General features: G+C 38.9%; 12 protein-coding genes. 7 read left to right on the top strand and 5 right to left on the bottom strand.

Translation table 11 applies throughout. The features are described 5' to 3' along the window. Entirely contained in the window at positions 1–1,002 is a 1,002-nt protein-coding gene (locus AC2IP4_RS14240; RefSeq protein ID WP_486307594.1) for a substrate-binding domain-containing protein, read from the top strand. A gap of 76 nt (positions 1,003–1,078) precedes the next feature. Here AC2IP4_RS14240 and AC2IP4_RS14245 read toward each other — a convergent pair whose 3' ends face one another. The 5 genes from AC2IP4_RS14245 to galE all read right to left on the bottom strand — a co-directional run bounded on the left by AC2IP4_RS14245 (position 1,079) and on the right by galE (position 8,387). After that, positions 1,079–3,661 carry an ATP-binding protein gene (locus tag AC2IP4_RS14245; RefSeq protein ID WP_486310971.1) on the bottom strand — a complete coding sequence of 861 codons (2,583 nt, stop codon included), beginning with the start codon at positions 3,659–3,661 and terminating at the stop codon, positions 1,079–1,081. A gap of 167 nt (positions 3,662–3,828) precedes the next feature. Next, positions 3,829–4,890: a galactose-1-epimerase gene (gene galM / locus AC2IP4_RS14250; protein ID WP_486310972.1), complete on the bottom strand. Its 1,062-nt coding sequence runs from the start codon at positions 4,888–4,890 to the stop codon at positions 3,829–3,831. Between the two features lie 9 nt (positions 4,891–4,899). Continuing rightward, entirely contained in the window at positions 4,900–6,060 is a 1,161-nt protein-coding gene (galK, locus tag AC2IP4_RS14255; RefSeq protein WP_486310973.1) for a galactokinase, read from the bottom strand. A 178-nt stretch (positions 6,061–6,238) separates the two neighbouring features. Next, positions 6,239–7,291 (bottom strand): UDP-glucose--hexose-1-phosphate uridylyltransferase, encoded by a 1,053-nt coding sequence (locus tag AC2IP4_RS14260; RefSeq protein WP_486307598.1) that lies wholly within the window; start codon positions 7,289–7,291, stop codon positions 6,239–6,241. Positions 7,292–7,376: 85 nt separating this feature from the next. After that, positions 7,377–8,387, bottom strand: a complete 1,011-nt coding sequence (gene galE / locus AC2IP4_RS14265) for a UDP-glucose 4-epimerase GalE (protein WP_486310974.1) — start codon at positions 8,385–8,387, stop codon at positions 7,377–7,379. 284 nt (positions 8,388–8,671) lie between these two features. On the opposite strand from galE, the gene AC2IP4_RS14270 reads away from it, so the two are divergent. The 6 genes from AC2IP4_RS14270 to AC2IP4_RS14295 all read left to right on the top strand — a co-directional run bounded on the left by AC2IP4_RS14270 (position 8,672) and on the right by AC2IP4_RS14295 (position 18,069). Then, positions 8,672–10,303 carry a sodium/sugar symporter gene (locus AC2IP4_RS14270; protein ID WP_486310975.1) on the top strand — a complete coding sequence of 544 codons (1,632 nt, stop codon included), beginning with the start codon at positions 8,672–8,674 and terminating at the stop codon, positions 10,301–10,303. Between the two features lie 135 nt (positions 10,304–10,438). Continuing rightward, positions 10,439–12,298 (top strand): DUF294 nucleotidyltransferase-like domain-containing protein, encoded by a 1,860-nt coding sequence (locus AC2IP4_RS14275; RefSeq protein WP_375320395.1) that lies wholly within the window; start codon positions 10,439–10,441, stop codon positions 12,296–12,298. Positions 12,299–12,301: 3 nt separating this feature from the next. Beyond that, entirely contained in the window at positions 12,302–13,081 is a 780-nt protein-coding gene (locus tag AC2IP4_RS14280; protein WP_375320394.1) for a 3'-5' exonuclease, read from the top strand. Positions 13,082–13,182: 101 nt separating this feature from the next. Further along, positions 13,183–14,178, top strand: a complete 996-nt coding sequence (ebgR, locus tag AC2IP4_RS14285; RefSeq protein ID WP_486310976.1) for a transcriptional regulator EbgR — start codon at positions 13,183–13,185, stop codon at positions 14,176–14,178. 337 nt (positions 14,179–14,515) lie between these two features. Then, positions 14,516–17,617 carry a beta-galactosidase subunit alpha gene (ebgA, locus tag AC2IP4_RS14290; RefSeq protein ID WP_486310977.1) on the top strand — a complete coding sequence of 1,034 codons (3,102 nt, stop codon included), beginning with the start codon at positions 14,516–14,518 and terminating at the stop codon, positions 17,615–17,617. Continuing rightward, positions 17,617–18,069, top strand: coding sequence for a beta-galactosidase subunit beta (locus AC2IP4_RS14295; protein ID WP_486310978.1), 453 nt, complete (start codon positions 17,617–17,619; stop codon positions 18,067–18,069). The genes ebgA and AC2IP4_RS14295 overlap by 1 nt, the downstream gene beginning before the upstream one ends. Positions 18,070–18,112: the final 43 nt, after the last annotated feature.

Consider the following 18,112-nt stretch of genomic DNA (forward strand, 5'->3'; position numbering starts at 1 on the left):
ATGGCAACCATTAAAGATGTAGCAAAAGAGGCTGGCGTATCTGTTGCCACTGTTTCTCGTGTAGTAAATAAATCACCTAAAGCAAGCAAAACAGCCATAGAATCGGTTAATGCTGCAATGACCAAATTAGGATATAGACCCAATGCCAATGCAAGGGCTTTAGTCAGTAAAAGTACCAATACAATTGGTGTCGTTGTTGCTGATGTATCTGATCCTTTTTTTGGAGCCTTAATCAAAGCAGTGGATGGTGTTGCAAGAGCTAATAATAAACACTTATTAATTGGTAATGGGTATCACGACGCTCAAACCGAAAAAGAAGCCATTGAATTATTAATTAACAACCGATGCGAGTCTCTTGTTATTCATTCAAAAGGGCTCTGTGATGAAGATCTAATCCAGTTTGCAAATGAAGTAAAAGGACTTGTGATTATCAATCGTCATATTCCAGAAATAGCTGAACGCTGTATTTCTCTTGATAATGAGTTAGGCTCCCTACTTGCTACAGAATACTTAATCGAGAATGGCCACCAACATATCGCTTACATCAATTCTAACCAAGACATTGATGATAGCCACCAGCGTCAATCAGGCTACGTTACAGCATTAAAGAAACATAACTTATCAATCAACAATACTCTAATCATTGCCGCAGAGCCTACAGATGAAGGCGGTACAATCGCAATGCAAACACTACTTAATAAAGAAGCCCCCTTTACAGCGGCTGTTTGCTACAACGATTACATGGCTGCTGGAGCATTATCGACACTAGAAGAATATAGCATCTCAGTGCCTAATAAGATCTCTTTAATGGGATTTGATAATGGCTTGATTGCTAAATATCTTCACCCAAAACTCAGCACCATGGATTATCCAATTCAAGCGATGGCAGAGCAAGCAGCAGAGTTATCTCTGGCCTTAGCAAAAGAAAATAACACGACTATTAGAGGGACCATTTTTGAGGCTTCTTTAATCAAACGCGCCTCGATAGCGAAGATTAATTAATCCGTTATCTCTGTTTATCCTAAAAAAGGCCAAGTCATTAATATACTTTAGCCTTTTATTTAAATTTAAAATTCAGTTAGGTATAAGCTTCAAGCTTCTCTAAGATAAGCTCTTTTTTAAACGGCTTAGCAACATAATCATCCATTCCTGATTGATAACATTTATCAATATCTTCAACAAAAACACTTGCTGTCAGTGCTATGATTGGTAAACGCTTTTGAATTTGTGTTTGTTCCCATGCTCGAATCGCTTCAGTTGCAGCAAATCCGTCCATCACTGGCATCATACAATCCATTAATATTAATGAATACGTCGTTGTTTGGGCTTTGATCATTTCGACAGCTTCTTGGCCATCATTCGCTAAATCAACACGGAAACCTTCTTTTTTCAGTAGTAATGAAGCAACTTTTTGGTTGATTAGGTTATCTTCCACAACCAGTATCGCTTTCTCTTCTACTTTATTATTTTCTGCTTCAGCTGGAACGTCATCTGAAGAGACTCCATTCAATGGAGTGGCATCTTCCTCATTATGTCTATTTTTTGCAGATATGATGGTCTGTTTCATCACTTTACTGAATCGTTTTCCAAGCAAAGGATAAATTATCAAACCATCAATGGCATGTTTAAAATCAGCTTTCTCGTCTGCTTGTTTTCGACAAATAATCAAACCTGGTCGATGAGTTAATTCATTTATTTTATCTACGTTTTTAAGCGTAGAGGTCAATGTATCTTGGCAATATATAATCACATCATAGTTTGCAGCTTGAGTTTGAATATCATCACTATTTCGCACAACTACAGGAGATAAGCCTAATTGATTACACTCCATATTTAACTGCGAAGCATAGGCTTTATTATTACTAATAATCAAACACTTAGTACTACTGCATTCTTTTAGTTTAGGCATTTTTGATTCAACAACGTCAACATCAAGCGTGAAGTAAAACTTACTGCCAAATACCTTTTCTGAATCTAATTTAATTTCACCGCCTAACAATTCAACTAACTGACGACAAATCGCTAACCCTAGCCCAGTTCCACCGAATTGGCGCGTAATAGAGCTATCTTCTTGAGTAAATGGTTCAAATACTTGTTTTAACTTATCTTTACTAATACCAATACCTGTATCTTTTACCGCAAAAAGTAACGAGCCTCGTGAGTTAGATTTTTCCTCATAATGAATAGATAAGATTACGGCTCCATTTTGAGTAAACTTAACCGCATTAGACATTAGGTTCATCAATACTTGTCGTAATCGATGTTCATCTAACATCACGATATCAGGTAAATTTGGTGCAAGCTCAATTTGTAATGCTAACCCTTTATCTGATGCTTTCCCTAAAACTACGGTTAGTGTGTCGTAAGCCACTTCTGCTACATGAGATTGTTGCGGTACTAATACTAAATTGCCAGATTCTATTTTAGATAAATCAAGAATGTCATTAATCAATAGAAGCAAGGCTTGAGATGAAGTTTCTATAGTATGTAGGTATTCAGTTTGTACTGGATTTAACGCCGTTTCAGCCAAAATATCAGACATACCAATAATGCCATTTAATGGAGTACGGATCTCATGGGACATGTTAGCTAAGAAAGAACTCTTCGCTTTAGTTGATGATTCTGCTTTTATTTTTTCGATTTCAAGAAATTCTGTTTTCTTATTAAACGAGGAGATCAAATTACCAATTTCATCTTTGTAAGAATAATTAATGTCTATTTTTTCATTCGAGTCGGTTTCATTAATTTGCTCGGATATTAAGATAATCGGATTAATTAAACTGCGATTAATGATGTAATACCCAATGATCACACACAGTAATAAAATAGGAACAATACCTAATTCAATATTAATTATCTGTGCATAAATTTCATCAGAAACCGTTCGATAAGAATTAATAACATTAATTTCCCAATTAAAATCTTCCATCGTATGCTTCACTACATACATGTCTTCCTGCACGTTAAATTTATATTCTGCAATAGTGATATCAGCATTCTTAATGATAATACCTAATTTGTGTTTCTCAGCTTGGGATTCAATAACACTGATTAACCCTTTAAGAGAGATATCTATGGTTGCTACTCCAACAAACTTCCCTTCATTAAAATAAGGCTGAGAAGCCGTGATCATTTTCTGTTTAGTGAAAGGATCAATATAAACCTCAGACCATGAAATTCGTTGATCGCTGTTCTCATGAGCAACAGATACATACCAAGATTCATTTTGATAGGGTAATGCACTCGGTTTATTATAATCGTCAATCAGCTTAACCCCTCCCTGTTCATCTCGCGCAAAAAACACACTGGCTAAACGTTTAGAAGGTATGTATGTATTAGGCTCGGGCCATATCCCACCACTAATAATGATGTCATCGCTTTCTTTAAGCACAGAAGAGAGCATATTTTGAATTACATCAGGAGAATAACCACTGACAACAACGCCAACTAGGGCGTGCAATGTTGAAAGAGAATGGCTAAGTGGATCATCTATTTCTCGTGATAAAAGTTGAGTTCTTACATCAAGATTATTTTCTAAATTAGAACGAATAGGTGATTGAACAACGTAATAGGTGATACTTCCGATAATAGCGATTAAAAAACACACATAGCAGCCTAACGCCAATATGCTTTTTTTCTTTAAGGACATATCTTTACTCATAAAATACCTAGCGCTTAATTTATCAATTATAATTATTAACTATAATCAGCATAGGCACTTTTTCATAAAAAAGCATGGTTAAGTATGATCAAAGCCTCATTAATTTATGAATAAAAAAATCCCTAACCACTTAATGATTAGGGATTTCTTATAGAACGCACCTCAATTTATACAATAAACTGATAACACGTTTTGTTATGATAACTATCATTAGGCGACAAAATCGCGCTTGGTTGAGACCATTCTGGATGGTTAACCGCATCAGGTAAGAACTGTGTTTCTAATGCCACACCTGAATAATCTTGATATTCACCACCGATACGATTTGGTGTACCTGCTAACCAATTTCCAGTATATAACTGCATTGCTGGTTTTGTGGTCACCACATGCATTGTAACTAAGCTATCAGGAGAGGTTAGGCTTGCTGCACACTCCCCTTTTTCACACGCTTTATCTAGCACAAATGAGTGGTCATAACCTTTGGCGTTATCTTGGTCTTTGTCTAGCATAAAATCTTGTGAGATCACTTTTGGATCGGTGAAATCGAAGTTGGTGTCTTTTACTTTTTTCCATGCGCCTTTTGGAATGCCTACGTCAGTCGTTGGTACGTACTCATTAGCGTTAACGCTTAAGATATGATCTAAACTCATATGTTCAGTATCTGCACCAAGTAAATTAAAATAAGCATGGTTGGTCAAATTAACCGGGGTTGATTTAGTCGTTTGTCCGTTATAACTGATCACGATTTGATTATCATCAGTCAGTTGGTAGGTAACAGAAACCGTTAACTCCCCCGGAAAGCCTTGGTCGCCATCAGGTGAAATTAAACTAAATTCAACGCTGTTTGTTGTCTCTTTTACTACTGACCAACGACGCTTATCAAACCCTTCAGTACCACCGTGTAAAGTATTGCCTGCTTGGTTGGTATCTACTTGGTATTTAGTGCCATCAATTTTAAACTGACCATTCGCAATTCGATTGGCATAGCGACCTACAGTAACACCCATATAACTTGCTTGTTTTTTAAAGCCTGCCATTGTTGATTGGCCAAGTAGCACTTCACGCAGTTTGCCCTTTACTGGCACTCTGCAACTTAACCAGGTTGCGCCAATGTCCATAAACACAGCGCGCATTCCGTTTTCATTTTTAAGTTCGAATAACTGAGCAAGGCGACCATCGCTGGCCGCCTCCTTTGTCATGGTTTCGAACAATGTTGATTGTTCTGTCATGTGTATTCCTTACAGCACTTCTACTAAACCTGCACCATTTTTTGCTTGGCACACATAAATTGATTCTTTTAGGCCTGTTGCCGTTTCATACAGTTCTTCAACTGCCGCTTTAACTTCATCAACCAATACAGGCGGAACTAAAGCAACGATGCAGCCACCAAAACCACCACCAGTCATACGAACGCCGCCTTCGGTACCAATCACGTTTTTAACGATATCAACTAAGGTATCGACTTCGTTTACGGTGATTTCAAAATCATCGCGCATCGAGGCATGTGATTCAGCCATTAAAACAGCCATTCGTTTCATATCCCCTGACGCTAACACTTTTGCCGCTTCTTCGGTACGATCATTTTCTGTAATCACGTGACGCGCACGTTTTGCGACCATTTCATCTAATTCATGTGCTTTTGCGTTGAACTCTTCAATGCTTACATCACGCAGTGCTTTTACACCAAAGATACGTGCGGCTTCTTCACATTGTTCACGGCGAGTGTTGTATTCTGAATCAACCAAGCCACGTTTTTTGTTTGAGTTAATAATAATCACTGACATATCTTCTGGCATTGATACTGCTGTTGTTTCTAATGAACGACAATCGAGTAACATCGCGTGGTTTTCGTTACCTTCCGCAGAGATCATTTGGTCCATAATGCCGCAGTTACAACCCACAAATTCGTTCTCAGCTTGCTGACCATTGAGCGCGATTTCTGCTTGGCTGATATTTAGGTTATACAGCTCTTTAAACGTTTGACCAATAACCACTTCCAATGCGGCTGATGAGCTAAGACCGGCACCTTGTGGTACGTTTCCAGTCACTGAAATATCTGCGCCTTTAAATTCAAAACCACGACCAATTAAACATTTCACTACGCCACGAATGTAGTTCGCCCACATTTTGTTTTCTTGGAATGTGATCTCTTGAGTAATATCAAACTCGTCGGTTTCATTGCCATAATCTACCGATACGACACGAACAATGTTGTCGTCACGCTTAGCTACTGCCACTACGGTTTGGTAATTAATCGCACAAGGCAATACAAAACCGTCGTTATAGTCGGTATGTTCACCAATTAAGTTCACACGACCCGGCGCTTGAACAATGTGCGTTGGAGCGTAAGAAAGTACTGAGTTGAATGCGTCTTTTACGTTTTTAATTAGATTTGTCATGGCTATTTCCAAATTTTAGATTTGTTATCTTTGTTATTTCAAAGATGTCTTCAAATATTTTTATTGAGTAGAATTCAGATCGGTCGCAAGCTCCCTTGCAGAGCTCAGAGTCATTTTCTGTGAGTGTTATATTCATCACAAGCACTTCTGAACTCTTCAAGCGGAGCGATCTGCTCTTTTAAAGATCTTTATAATGCACATCACTCACATCACGCAGTTTTTGCGCGGCTTGCTCGGCTGTTAAATCTCGTTGGCTTTCGGCTAGCATTTCGTAACCCACCATGAATTTACGTACCGATGCAGAGCGAAGCAGTGGCGGATAAAACAGTGCATGCAGTTGCCAATGATCAACGTCTGTGCCCTCTTCAAAGAAAGGCGCGTAATGCCAACCCATTGAGTATGGGAATGAACACTGGAACAAGTTGTCGTAACGGCTGGTTAGTTTTTTGATTGCTAACGCCAAATCATCACGTTGCTCGTCCGTTAATTCACTCATGCGACGAATGTGTGTTTTTGGTAGTAGCATGGTTTCAAACGGCCATGCTGCCCAATAAGGGACAACAGCAATCCAATGTTCTGTTTCTACTACCGTACGTTCGCCATCTTTTAGTTCTGATTCAACATAATCAACTAACAAGTTTGAACCGTGTTCTTGGTAATACTCTTTAAGATGTTTTTCTTTGCGCTCAATCTCATTGGGTAGGAAACTGTTTGCCCAGATTTGACCGTGTGGATGCGGTTGAGAACACCCCATTGTCTCGCCTTTATTCTCAAATGCTTGAACCCAAACGTACTCTTTTCCTAACTCTTCAATTTGATCGCTCCATGTATCAATCACATTACGAATTTGACCAACTGGCAGCTCTGGTAAGGTTTTGCTGTGATCAGGTGAAAAACAGATAACACGACTTAATCCACGAACCCCTTGTGTTTTAAATAGCGGATTAGACGATTGCGGCGCTTCAGGTGAATCCGTCATCAGTGCAGCAAAGTCATTACCAAATACGTAAGTGCCTTTATAATCTGGGTTAGTATCACCTGAGATACGATCATTCGTTGGGCACAAGAAACAGCCTTTGTCGTATTGCGGTAACTCAGCCGTTGATGGCTTTTCATCTTGACCACTCCATGGACGTTTCGCACGATGTGGTGATACTAAAATCCACTGACCCGTTAATGGGTTATAACGACGATGCGGATGATCGACAGGGTTAAACTCAACATTTGACATAATTTTTATACTCAATTCTTTAAAAGTGATTAGCTAATTCAAGGAAGGGCTATCTTATAAATCTCTCCCTGAAACCTTAGATCTTTTAATAACCTTCAGGATTATTCGACTGCCAACGCCATGTATCCGCGCTCATTTCCATCACATTACGAGTCGCTTTCCAGCCCAATTCTTTTTCTGCTTTTTCAGTGCTTGCCCAGCATTCAGCAATGTCACCAGCACGACGAGGACATAAGGTATAAGGAACGGGTTTGCCCGAAGCTTGTGCAAATGCCTCAATCATTTCTAATACACTTGAGCCTTTACCTGTACCTAAGTTGTAAATATGCAGGCCTGATTTTTCACCCACGGCTTTTAATGCAGCGATGTGCCCATCCGCTAAATCCATCACATGAATATAATCACGAACGCCAGTGCCATCTGGTGTCGGATAATCATTACCAAATACAGATAATGATTCACGACGGCCTACCGCCACTTGAGCAATAAATGGCATTAGATTATTTGGAATACCTTGCGGATCTTCACCCATGCTACCAGAGGGATGCGCGCCGACTGGGTTGAAATAGCGAAGTAAAGTGATACTCCAATCGTTCTCTGTATCAAACAGATCAGAGAAACACTCTTCAACCATGTATTTACTGCGACCATAAGGATTGGTTGTCGCCCCTGTTGGTGAGTTTTCAGTAATAGGAACAATAGCAGGATCACCATATACGGTTGCAGATGAGCTAAATACGATGCTCTTTACATTTGCTTTTCGCATTGAGCGAGCTAAAACCAATGAGCCATTCACATTGTTATCGTAATACTCCAGAGGTTTTGCAACAGACTCACCGACGGCTTTTAATCCCGCAAAGTGAATAACCGATGAAATAGAATGCTCAGCAAAAATACTATCTAGAAAGGCTTCATCACGAATGTCTCCCTGATAAAAAACAGGACGAACTTGAGTTAACGCTTCAATGCGATCAAGCACTGCGACTTTGCTGTTTCCCAAGTTATCCAAAATGATAGGTTCAATACCTGCTTCAATCATTTGAATACATGTGTGGCTACCTATATAGCCCATTCCGCCAGTTACTAATACTTTCATGATTAACTCTTCCTGCTAGATTTTAGTAAAGTTTACCAGTGCATTTAAAATAATATCGTGATCACTTTCAAATAAATGTAAACGTTTACACTTATTAAAAAAATAACACAGCCACGCTTAAAACACGCCTCCTCCCTTTCTATACAATAAAAAAACAATGACTTACAAAGTTTATTTAAAATTAATTCTATTTGTAACACTTTGTGACACCTATCACCACACTTAAAAGTGTAAACGTTTACAATCCAACTTCAATCAAAACAACAAGTGGTAGGTTTAATGCTATGTCTGATATAGAAAATGGATTAGGAGTTGTCGACATCATTGTTTTTGCTCTCTATGTAGCAATTATTATCGGCGTTGGTCTCTGGGTATCGAGAGATAAAAAAGGCTCTCAAAAAAGTACAGAAGAATACTTTCTCGCAGGAAAATCGCTTCCTTGGTGGGCAGTAGGTTCATCATTAATTGCTGCTAACATTTCAGCTGAACAGTTTATTGGAATGTCAGGTTCTGGCTTTTCGATTGGTTTAGCTATTGCTTCATATGAATGGATGGCTGCAATTACATTGATTATTGTTGGTAAGTACTTCCTGCCAATATTTATTGATAAAGGCATTTACACTATTCCAGAGTTTGTAGAAAAACGCTTTAACAAAAACTTAAAAACTATCTTAGCCATATTCTGGATTGCATTGTATGTATTCGTAAACTTAACCTCTGTATTGTACTTAGGTGGGCTTGCATTACAAACTATCCTTGGTATTCCACTCATGTACTCTATTCTTGGTTTAGCTCTATTTGCATTAGCTTACTCTATTTATGGTGGCCTATCTGCGGTTGTGTGGACAGACGTTATACAAGTTTTCTTCCTAATTCTTGGTGGTCTATTAACCACTTATATGGCAGTGGACTTTATTGGCGGATCTGATGGTTGGTTCAGCGGTTTATCTAAAATGGCTGAAGCAGCACCAGAACATTTTGAGATGATCTTAGATCAAAGTAATCCTCAATATATGAACTTACCTGGTATTTCGGTTCTCATTGGTGGTTTATGGGTTGCAAATCTATATTACTGGGGCTTTAACCAATACATAATTCAACGAACATTAGCGGCAAAATCGATAGCTGAAGCACAAAAAGGGATTATTTTTGCAGCATTCTTAAAATTAATCGTACCATTCCTTGTCGTTGTTCCGGGTATTGCAGCTTATGTAATAACAACATCACCAGAATTGATGTCACAGCTTGGTAATGTAGCAACAACAAATATGCCCTCTCTTGCTCATGCCGATAAAGCCTATCCTTGGCTAACTCAATTCTTACCTGTTGGCTTTAAAGGTATCGTTTTTGCGGCTTTAGCTGCAGCAATTGTTTCATCATTGGCTTCAATGCTGAACTCAACCGCTACTATTTTCACTATGGATATTTACAAAGAATACATAGGGAAAAATACAGGTGATCATAAGCTTGTAAATGTAGGCCGAATGTCAGCTATCGTCGCGTTAATCATTGCTTGTCTAATTGCACCAATGCTAAGTAATCTTGGTCAAGCATTCCAATATATTCAAGAATATACAGGTTTAGTTAGTCCAGGTATCTTAGCTGTTTTCTTATTGGGTTTATTTTGGAAAAAAACCAACAGTAAAGGCGCAGTTACTGGCGTGATAGTATCTATTCCATTCGCACTATTCTTAAAATTTATGCCGTTAAATATGCCTTTCATGGATCAAATGCTATACACACTTCTATTTACAATGGCAGTGATTGCATTTACTAGCCTGAGTAATTCAGAACATGATGATGACCCTAAAGCGATCGCCTTAGATTCTTCCATGTTTACTACTGAGCGTAGTTTCAACATGGCCGCTTACATAGTTGTGATTATTCTTGCAGTGCTGTACTCAGTATTCTGGTAATCTTCTCTAGCCTCATCTTGTGATGAGGCTATTCATAGTAATTATCGCTTTATTGTAATTACTATGAATAGCCTTCAATACTAGCTTAAGGTAAAAGGCATTGATAAAATTAAACACTAAGAAGGCACAACCGATATGAATAATGAACTCCTCCCTAACATTGTTTCCTTCTTGCAGACGATTTACCCTTTTAATCTATTACCTCAAACGACACTTAATGATATTGCTCAGACCGTAGATATTTTATTACTTGGCCCTGAAGAAACTATCAAGAATGATGACGAAGCTACCCATCTTTATATTATTCGAACTGGTGTTGTGCAGCAGAATAACCTTGATGGAACCCTCCGAGCCAAGCTAGGAGAAGAAGACATTTTTGGTTTTAATCTACAACAAAATAATACCGAGTTTGGCTACTCTATTTTCGCTATAGAGAATACACTTCTTTATCGTTTTGATTACGCGTCACTCATCGTCTCTGTTGAAGCTTACCCCCAAGTAGCTTCATCACTTGCTTTAAGTTTAAAGACTCGTTTACGAGCACAAGATGCTATGCAAGACAGTGACCAACATACACATCTGAACTATCTTCGTCCTAATAGCGATATTGCCGATACAAAAATAGCCATTGTCTCTCCAACTAATAGCATTCAAGAAGTCGCCTATCAAATGCGCAATGTTATTGGGGTTTCTTGCGCGTTTGTTGTCGATGAAAGCAACGCATTGATCGGAATGATTACCGACAAAGACATGACGAAGCGTGTTGTTGCTCAAGCTAGAAATGTACATGACCCCATCAGTTCTATCATGACTGAAGATATTCATACCGTTTACGAAGATGAACTAGTGATGAGCGCGGTTCATTTAATGATGAAGCACAGTATTCAAAATATTCCGGTACTTAATCATCAAAAACAAGTCACGGGATTTATTACTCCACAACATTTAATTCAGAACGACAGTGTTCAATCTATCTTCTTACTCGATAAGATCCGTCACGCCGATTCAATTGCAACTTTAATTGAGTTATCGAAAGAACGCGGTGTTGTATTTAAGGGCATGATGGAGAGTAACGCATCACCAACCATTATCGGACAAGTTCTGAGTATGATTTATGATGCTTTCACTTATCGATTAATCGAACTCGCCATTGAACAATTTGGTCAACCGCCTTGTAAGTTTACTTGGATAGTCGCAGGGTCTCATGCTCGAAACGAAGTGCACTTAGCCTCAGATCAAGACAATGCCATCATTCTTTCTGACGATGCTACGGGATCTGATAGGATTTATTTCAATCACTTTGCAATGTACGTGTGTAAAGCACTTTCTGAATTGGATTACAGCTTATGTACAGGGCGCTTTATGGCAGCGACACCTAAGTGGTGTCAAAAAGCGCACATCTGGCAGGAATATTATCGTAAATGGAGTACTAACCCTGAATATGATTTATTGCTTAACCTAAATGTTTTTCTAGAAATTCGTCCTGTTTATGGCGATGAAGACCTATTTGAGAATGTTGATGCTTGCCGTCATGAATTGGTTAGTAAAAATATGTCACTCACTATCGCAATGCTTCGTAATACCTTGAGAACACGTCCACCACTGGGAATATTTAAACACCTAGTATTAGAAAAGGACGGCAATAATAATAAAGTATTAAATATCAAAAAAGCCGCTATTTCTTGCATGGTCGATTTCATTCGTATTCATTCATTAATGGAAGGAGGAACAGCACTAAACACGAGTGAGCGGATGGAATTTTTGCATGAGAATAACGTGTTAAATGATGTCACTTATCAAGATCTCAGTGAAACCTATCATTATGTTAATCGCCTGAGATTTCAGCACCAATTACAAGCAATACAAAATGAAAAACCCATTGATAATCAACTTCAACCAGATTTATTTGGTAGTTTTGAACGTCAGCATATAAAAGATGCGTTCCGTATTGTGTCAAGCTTTCAAGAGTTAATGAAAATGAAGTTTGGTGTCTAACAAATGCCAAATAAATCATTAACGAACAAAAATATAATCAGCCACATGATGGACTTATTTTCTAATCGCCATCCATTGATTCATTTAGAAGAACAAAGACAAACGTTAATAACACAAGATGTAGCGCTACCGAATTACTTAACAAGTTTGCTTGAATCTCCTTATCCAAGCCCAAAAGAAGACAGTAATAACATGACCTTTACTGTCGTAGATTTTGAAACCTCAGGGCTAAATCCAGAAAGCGACCATATTGTGAGTATCGGTTGGGTTCATATTATTAAAAATACAATTAAGCTTAACACCGCTCAACATTACATAATCAATGAACCTACAGTAGAAAGCTCTATTTCTGGAGGCTCAGAGATAGATCATACAGCACGTTCATTGCATCATATTCTTCCTGAACAGCAAAAGTCGGGTATCTCAATTGAAAAGGCAATGGAACGGTTCTTTACAAGCCTTCCAAACAGTATCTTAATTGTTCATGGTGCGACAATAGAGCAGCGTTTTTTAGAACAATTCTTTCTGTCACACCACTTTCCAAGTCTGCCAATGGTTTGGTTAGACACATTGAGAATTGAACAAAATACAATTGAATATAATCGCCATCAAAGAGATTTCCGTTTATTCTCTCTCAGACGCCAATATAAACTGCCTAACTACCCTGCTCATCACGCTTTAGTCGATGCTATTTCAACCGCCGAACTGTTTTTAGCACAAAGAAAACGTCTATTTAATCAATCTGTTGCCCCTATTGGATTCTTATATCAAAAGTCACGATAGCGAAAGTAAGTAAAACTTTAGTAAAAATAACATTTAAGTATCAAAGTCATCATTTATTCAGTAATATACTGGCATATTAATAAATAAAGGCTGGAGGATGAATGGCAACGTTAAAGGAAATAGCCAGCGAAGCTGAAGTTTCATTGGCAACCGTATCTCGTGTATTAAATGAAGATCCAACACTAAGTGTAAAAGAAGAAACCAAGCGACGTATTTTCGAGATAGCAGAAAAGCTTGAGTACAAAACCAGCTCGACCCGTAAACTGGCCAGTGCTTTACCTCAAGTAGCGAAAGAACAACTGCACTTCCTTGCTTTATATAATTACAACCAAGAAACTGAAGTGAATGACCCTTACTACCTTGCGATTCGTCATGGTATTGAAACTCAATGTGATAAATTTGATATCACATTAACCAACAGTTATGAAAGCAGCCTAGAGATAAAGAACCCAAAGGTAGATGGTATTTTACTTGTTGGTCGTCAAACAAAAGAACAACTAAAAGCAATTCAAAAGATCAGCAAAAACATTGTTTATATTGATTATACCGATCACGATCAAAACTTTGATTCTGTCGATATTGATCTTGCTCGTATCAGTAAAGAAGTCATCAACTACTTCATGAACCAAGGTTATCAACGCATTGGCTTTATTGGTGGTCAAGATGATGAAAACTGTTCAGACATTCGTGAAGAAGTGTTCGCGGAATACGGCCAGTTAAAAGGCGTGGTTTCAGAATCTGACCTTTACCGTGGTGACTTCTCAAGTTCATCAGGTTATAAACTGGCTAAAGCAATGCTAGAAACCGACCATGCAAATGCGCTGTTTATTGCTTCAGACTCTATAGCTATTGGTGTATTGCGTGCGATTCATGAAAAAGGATTACGCATTCCTGAAGACATTGCTTTAATCAGTGTCAATGACATACCCACTGCCAAGTTTACCTTCCCGTCACTCTCTACCGTTCGCATTCATTCAGAGCTAATGGGAAGCCAAGGTGTTAACTTATTGCTTGAACGCCGTCGTGATGAGCGAGTCATTCCTGTTCGAGTTTACATCCCAAGTAAATTACGCTTGCGTGATACCACTAAAAAATAACTAAAAACTCTTTTTTATTTTAATAAAAGCAGCGTTTATCACGCTGCTTTTTTTGCACCTAAATTTTAACGATTTACTCTACTCTTTTCTATTTCTGCACAATACACCATCATTTCACGATTATTTTATCTATTTATTAATCAATTAAGGTTAATGAATTGTTTCTACAACTCTTATTAACGTTACCAAGCTCACAAAGCTCAGTTCAATATGTGACCAAGTTAAAAGTAAAACAATTTACCGATTTGTTTTACTAAAACTTTAGTTAATATCTTTTACCAGAGAGTTATTAATTACCTATTTATAAGAACTATCGGCATCGTCCGGGAGGCTACACGTGAACAATTGGGAAAACTTCTTCCGCCTTAATGAAAACAGAATGGCACCGCGTGCTTACTTTTTCTCATACGATTCAGTTCAGTCTGCAAAGACATTCCAACGTGAATTAAGCAGCCACTACCAGTTATTAAGTGGCCAATGGAATTTCAACTTCTTCACTAACCCACTGCTTGTACCTGATGAGTTCTACTCTGAGCACATGAGCGATTGGGGCAAGATTACCGTTCCAAACATGTGGCAAATGGAAGGTCATGGCGATCTTCAATACACAGATGAAGGCTTTCCTTTTCCTATCGATGTTCCTTTTGTACCAAGTGACAACCCTACTGGCGCTTATCAACGAACCTTCACGTTAGGCGAAACTTGGAACAACAAACAAACCATTATTAAATTTGATGGCGTAGAAACTTACTTTGAAGTTTATGTAAACGGTAGCTACGTTGGTTTTAGTAAAGGTAGCCGTTTAACTGCTGAATTTGATATATCTGAATTTGCACAACAAGGTGAAAACCTGCTTTCTGTTCGTGTGATGCAATGGGCTGATTCAACTTACATTGAAGACCAAGACATGTGGTGGACTGGCGGTATCTTCCGTGATGTTTACCTCGTTGGTAAAGAGCAAGTTCATGTTCAAGACATTACCATTCGCACTGATTTTGATGAAAATTACCAAAGCGCGACACTGTCTTGCAAGGCAGAGTTAGAAAACCTAACAAACAACTCAGTATCTAATTATTCACTTGATTATGCACTGTTTGATGGTAAGTCTGTTGTTTCTGAGGGTACCGTAAATTCACTCACTTTTAATGCAAACCATCGTGTAGATATCAAGATTGATCTGGAAAACCCTACGCATTGGACAGCTGAAAACCCTTACCTATACCAATTAATCCTGACTCTTAAAGATGAAAACGGAAAAACATTAGAAATCATCCCGAACCGTGTTGGTTTCCGTGACATAAAAGTGCGCGATGGCTTGTTCTACATCAACAATAAATACGTCATGCTTCATGGTGTGAACCGTCACGATAACGATCACCTAAAGGGTCGCGCTGTCGGCATGGATCGTGTTGAGAAAGACATCGTTTTGATGAAGCAACACAACATCAACTCGGTACGTACTGCTCACTACCCTAATGACCCACGCTTTTATGAACTGTGTGACGTTTACGGTCTGTTTGTTATGGGTGAAACTGATGTAGAAACGCACGGCTTTGCTAACGTCGGTGATTTAAGCCGCATCACCAATGATCCTGTATGGGAACACGTATTTGTCGAGCGTATTGAGCGTCATATTCATGCTCAGAAAAACCACGCTTCTATCATCATGTGGTCGCTAGGTAATGAATCAGGCTACGGCTGTAACATCAAATCAATGTACGATGCAGCAAAAGCAATTGATGACACGCGTCTGGTTCATTATGAAGAAGATCGTGATGCTGAAGTGGTTGATATCATCAGTACTATGTACTCTCGTGCTCAACTAATGAATGCCTTTGGTGAGCATCCGCATAATAAACCACGCATCATCTGTGAATACGCACACGCTATGGGTAACGGTCCTGGCGGGTTAACTGAATACCAAAACGTGTTCTACAAACATGACTCAATTCAAGGGCATTATGTTTGGGAATGGTGTGATCACGGCATCCTAGCGAAAGACGAAAACGGCACTGAATTCTTAAAGTACGGTGGCGATTACGGCGATTATCCAAACAACTACAACTTCTGTATGGATGGTTTGGTTTACTCGGATCAAACTCCAGGCCCAGGCTTGAAAGAGTACAAGCAAGTTATCGCGCCAGTTAAGATCCAAGAAAAAGACGCAGCAAACGGCATTTTCACAGTAGATAACAAGCTGTGGTTCTCAAATCTTGATGACTACACCATTACCGCTGAGATCCGTGCAGAAGGCGAAACACTGCAAAGCACCACATTCAAAGTGGAAGGCTTAGCTGAAAACTCAAGCCGTGATATTGAAATCACACTACCAGAATTGGATGGACGCGAAACATTCGTTAATTTCACAGTACGTAAAGATTCTCGCACTCTGTATAGCGAAGCGAATCACGATATTGCAATTTATCAAGTTCAGTTAAAAGAAAACACAGAGCATCTTCCTGTGTTCTCTAACAATAATGCAATCGCACTTGATATCACGGCATCTCGTTTAGATTATGTAGTGAAAGGGTTGAACTTTGCGCTTACTTTCTCAAAAGTGAACGGTAAATTAACCTCATGGGTTGTAAACGGTGATGAGTTAATTGCAAGTGCACCTAAACTGAACTTCTTCAAACCAATGGTGGATAACCATAAGCAGGAACATGAAGGTCTGTGGGAGCCTGCGCATCTTCAAATCATGCAAGAGCACTTCCGCTCTATCGACCTTGGTGCCTCAAACGGTAAAGCCACTTTCACGGTAACCAGCATTATTGCCCCACCTGTGTTTGATTTTGGTATGTGCTGTACTTACGTGTATGAAATCAACAAAGAAGGGCAGCTAAACATTCAACTATCTGGTGAGCGTTACGGTGATTACCCTCATGTGATCCCTGTGATTGGTTTGGATCTTGGTATCAACAATGACTTTGACCAAGTTCAATACTACGGTCGTGGCCCAGAAGAGAACTATCAAGACAGCCAACAAGCAAACATGATTGATGTATACCAAACAACGGTAGCGAATATGTTTGAGAACTACCCGTTCCCACAAAACAACGGTAACCGTCAGCATGTTCGTTGGGCATCGTTAGCTAATCGTCACGGTTCTGGTCTATTTGTTAAGCCTGAGCAAGAGATTAACTTTAGCGCTTGGTTCTACACGAGCCAAAACATTCATGAAGCACAGCATACGATTGAACTTGAGAAGAGTGGTTACATTACTCTAAACCTTGACCACAAACTGATGGGCTTAGGCTCAAACTCTTGGGGCTCTGAGGTGTTGGATTCATACCGTGTTTACATGGATAAATTCCAATACGCACTGACTTTGGTTCCATTTCAACAAGGTGGCTGTTCACCAAAAACATTGGCGAATCACACATTCATCTCAAACACAGCATTCACTTCAAAAACAACAATTGAAGGCGGAGAAAAGTAATGATCATTTTAGACAACCTAGAACAATTTAAAGTGGTATATCGTGACGGCCGTAAATGGAACCGTTGTGTTGAAGCGATTGAAAACATTGGCAACCTAAGAGATGGGATCATGTATTCAATTGGTGATTCTCTGGTGTACATGATTGAAGATGGCGTGGCTAAAAACACAGAAACCTTTGTTGGTAACCGCCGATACTTTGATATTCATTACTACCTAGAAGGCCGTGAAACCGTAGAGGTTGCGAATAAATCTGAGCTAGAAAGCGTGCAAGCGTATTCAGATGAAACTGACCGTGAACACCTAAATGGTATCGGTCAAATACATCAACTTTGTGAAGGCCAAGTCGCAGTGTTTGATAACAGTAAAGCCTACAAATTCCATGGCGATAGTCGTGTTCGTAAAGTGGTTCTAAAAGTCACTATCGAAGACGGTTACTTCCTGAATAAATAACAAATCAAGATAAGTACCAGAAAACAATAATAAAAATAAATGG

This window comes from Aliivibrio thorii, assembly GCF_057368585.1.

Coding starts and splice junctions, on each gene's coding strand:
- AC2IP4_RS14260 (WP_486307598.1), bottom strand. CDS start 7,291: ATGTCAAATGTTGAGTTTAACCCTGTCGATCATCCGCATCGTCGTTAT.
- galK (WP_486310973.1), bottom strand. CDS start 6,060: ATGACAAATCTAATTAAAAACGTAAAAGACGCATTCAACTCAGTACTT.
- AC2IP4_RS14270 (WP_486310975.1), top strand. CDS start 8,672: ATGTCTGATATAGAAAATGGATTAGGAGTTGTCGACATCATTGTTTTT.
- galE (WP_486310974.1), bottom strand. CDS start 8,387: ATGAAAGTATTAGTAACTGGCGGAATGGGCTATATAGGTAGCCACACA.
- ebgR (WP_486310976.1), top strand. CDS start 13,183: ATGGCAACGTTAAAGGAAATAGCCAGCGAAGCTGAAGTTTCATTGGCA.
- galM (WP_486310972.1), bottom strand. CDS start 4,890: ATGACAGAACAATCAACATTGTTCGAAACCATGACAAAGGAGGCGGCC.
- AC2IP4_RS14280 (WP_375320394.1), top strand. CDS start 12,302: ATGCCAAATAAATCATTAACGAACAAAAATATAATCAGCCACATGATG.
- AC2IP4_RS14295 (WP_486310978.1), top strand. CDS start 17,617: ATGATCATTTTAGACAACCTAGAACAATTTAAAGTGGTATATCGTGAC.
- AC2IP4_RS14245 (WP_486310971.1), bottom strand. CDS start 3,661: ATGAGTAAAGATATGTCCTTAAAGAAAAAAAGCATATTGGCGTTAGGC.
- AC2IP4_RS14275 (WP_375320395.1), top strand. CDS start 10,439: ATGAATAATGAACTCCTCCCTAACATTGTTTCCTTCTTGCAGACGATT.
- AC2IP4_RS14240 (WP_486307594.1), top strand. CDS start 1: ATGGCAACCATTAAAGATGTAGCAAAAGAGGCTGGCGTATCTGTTGCC.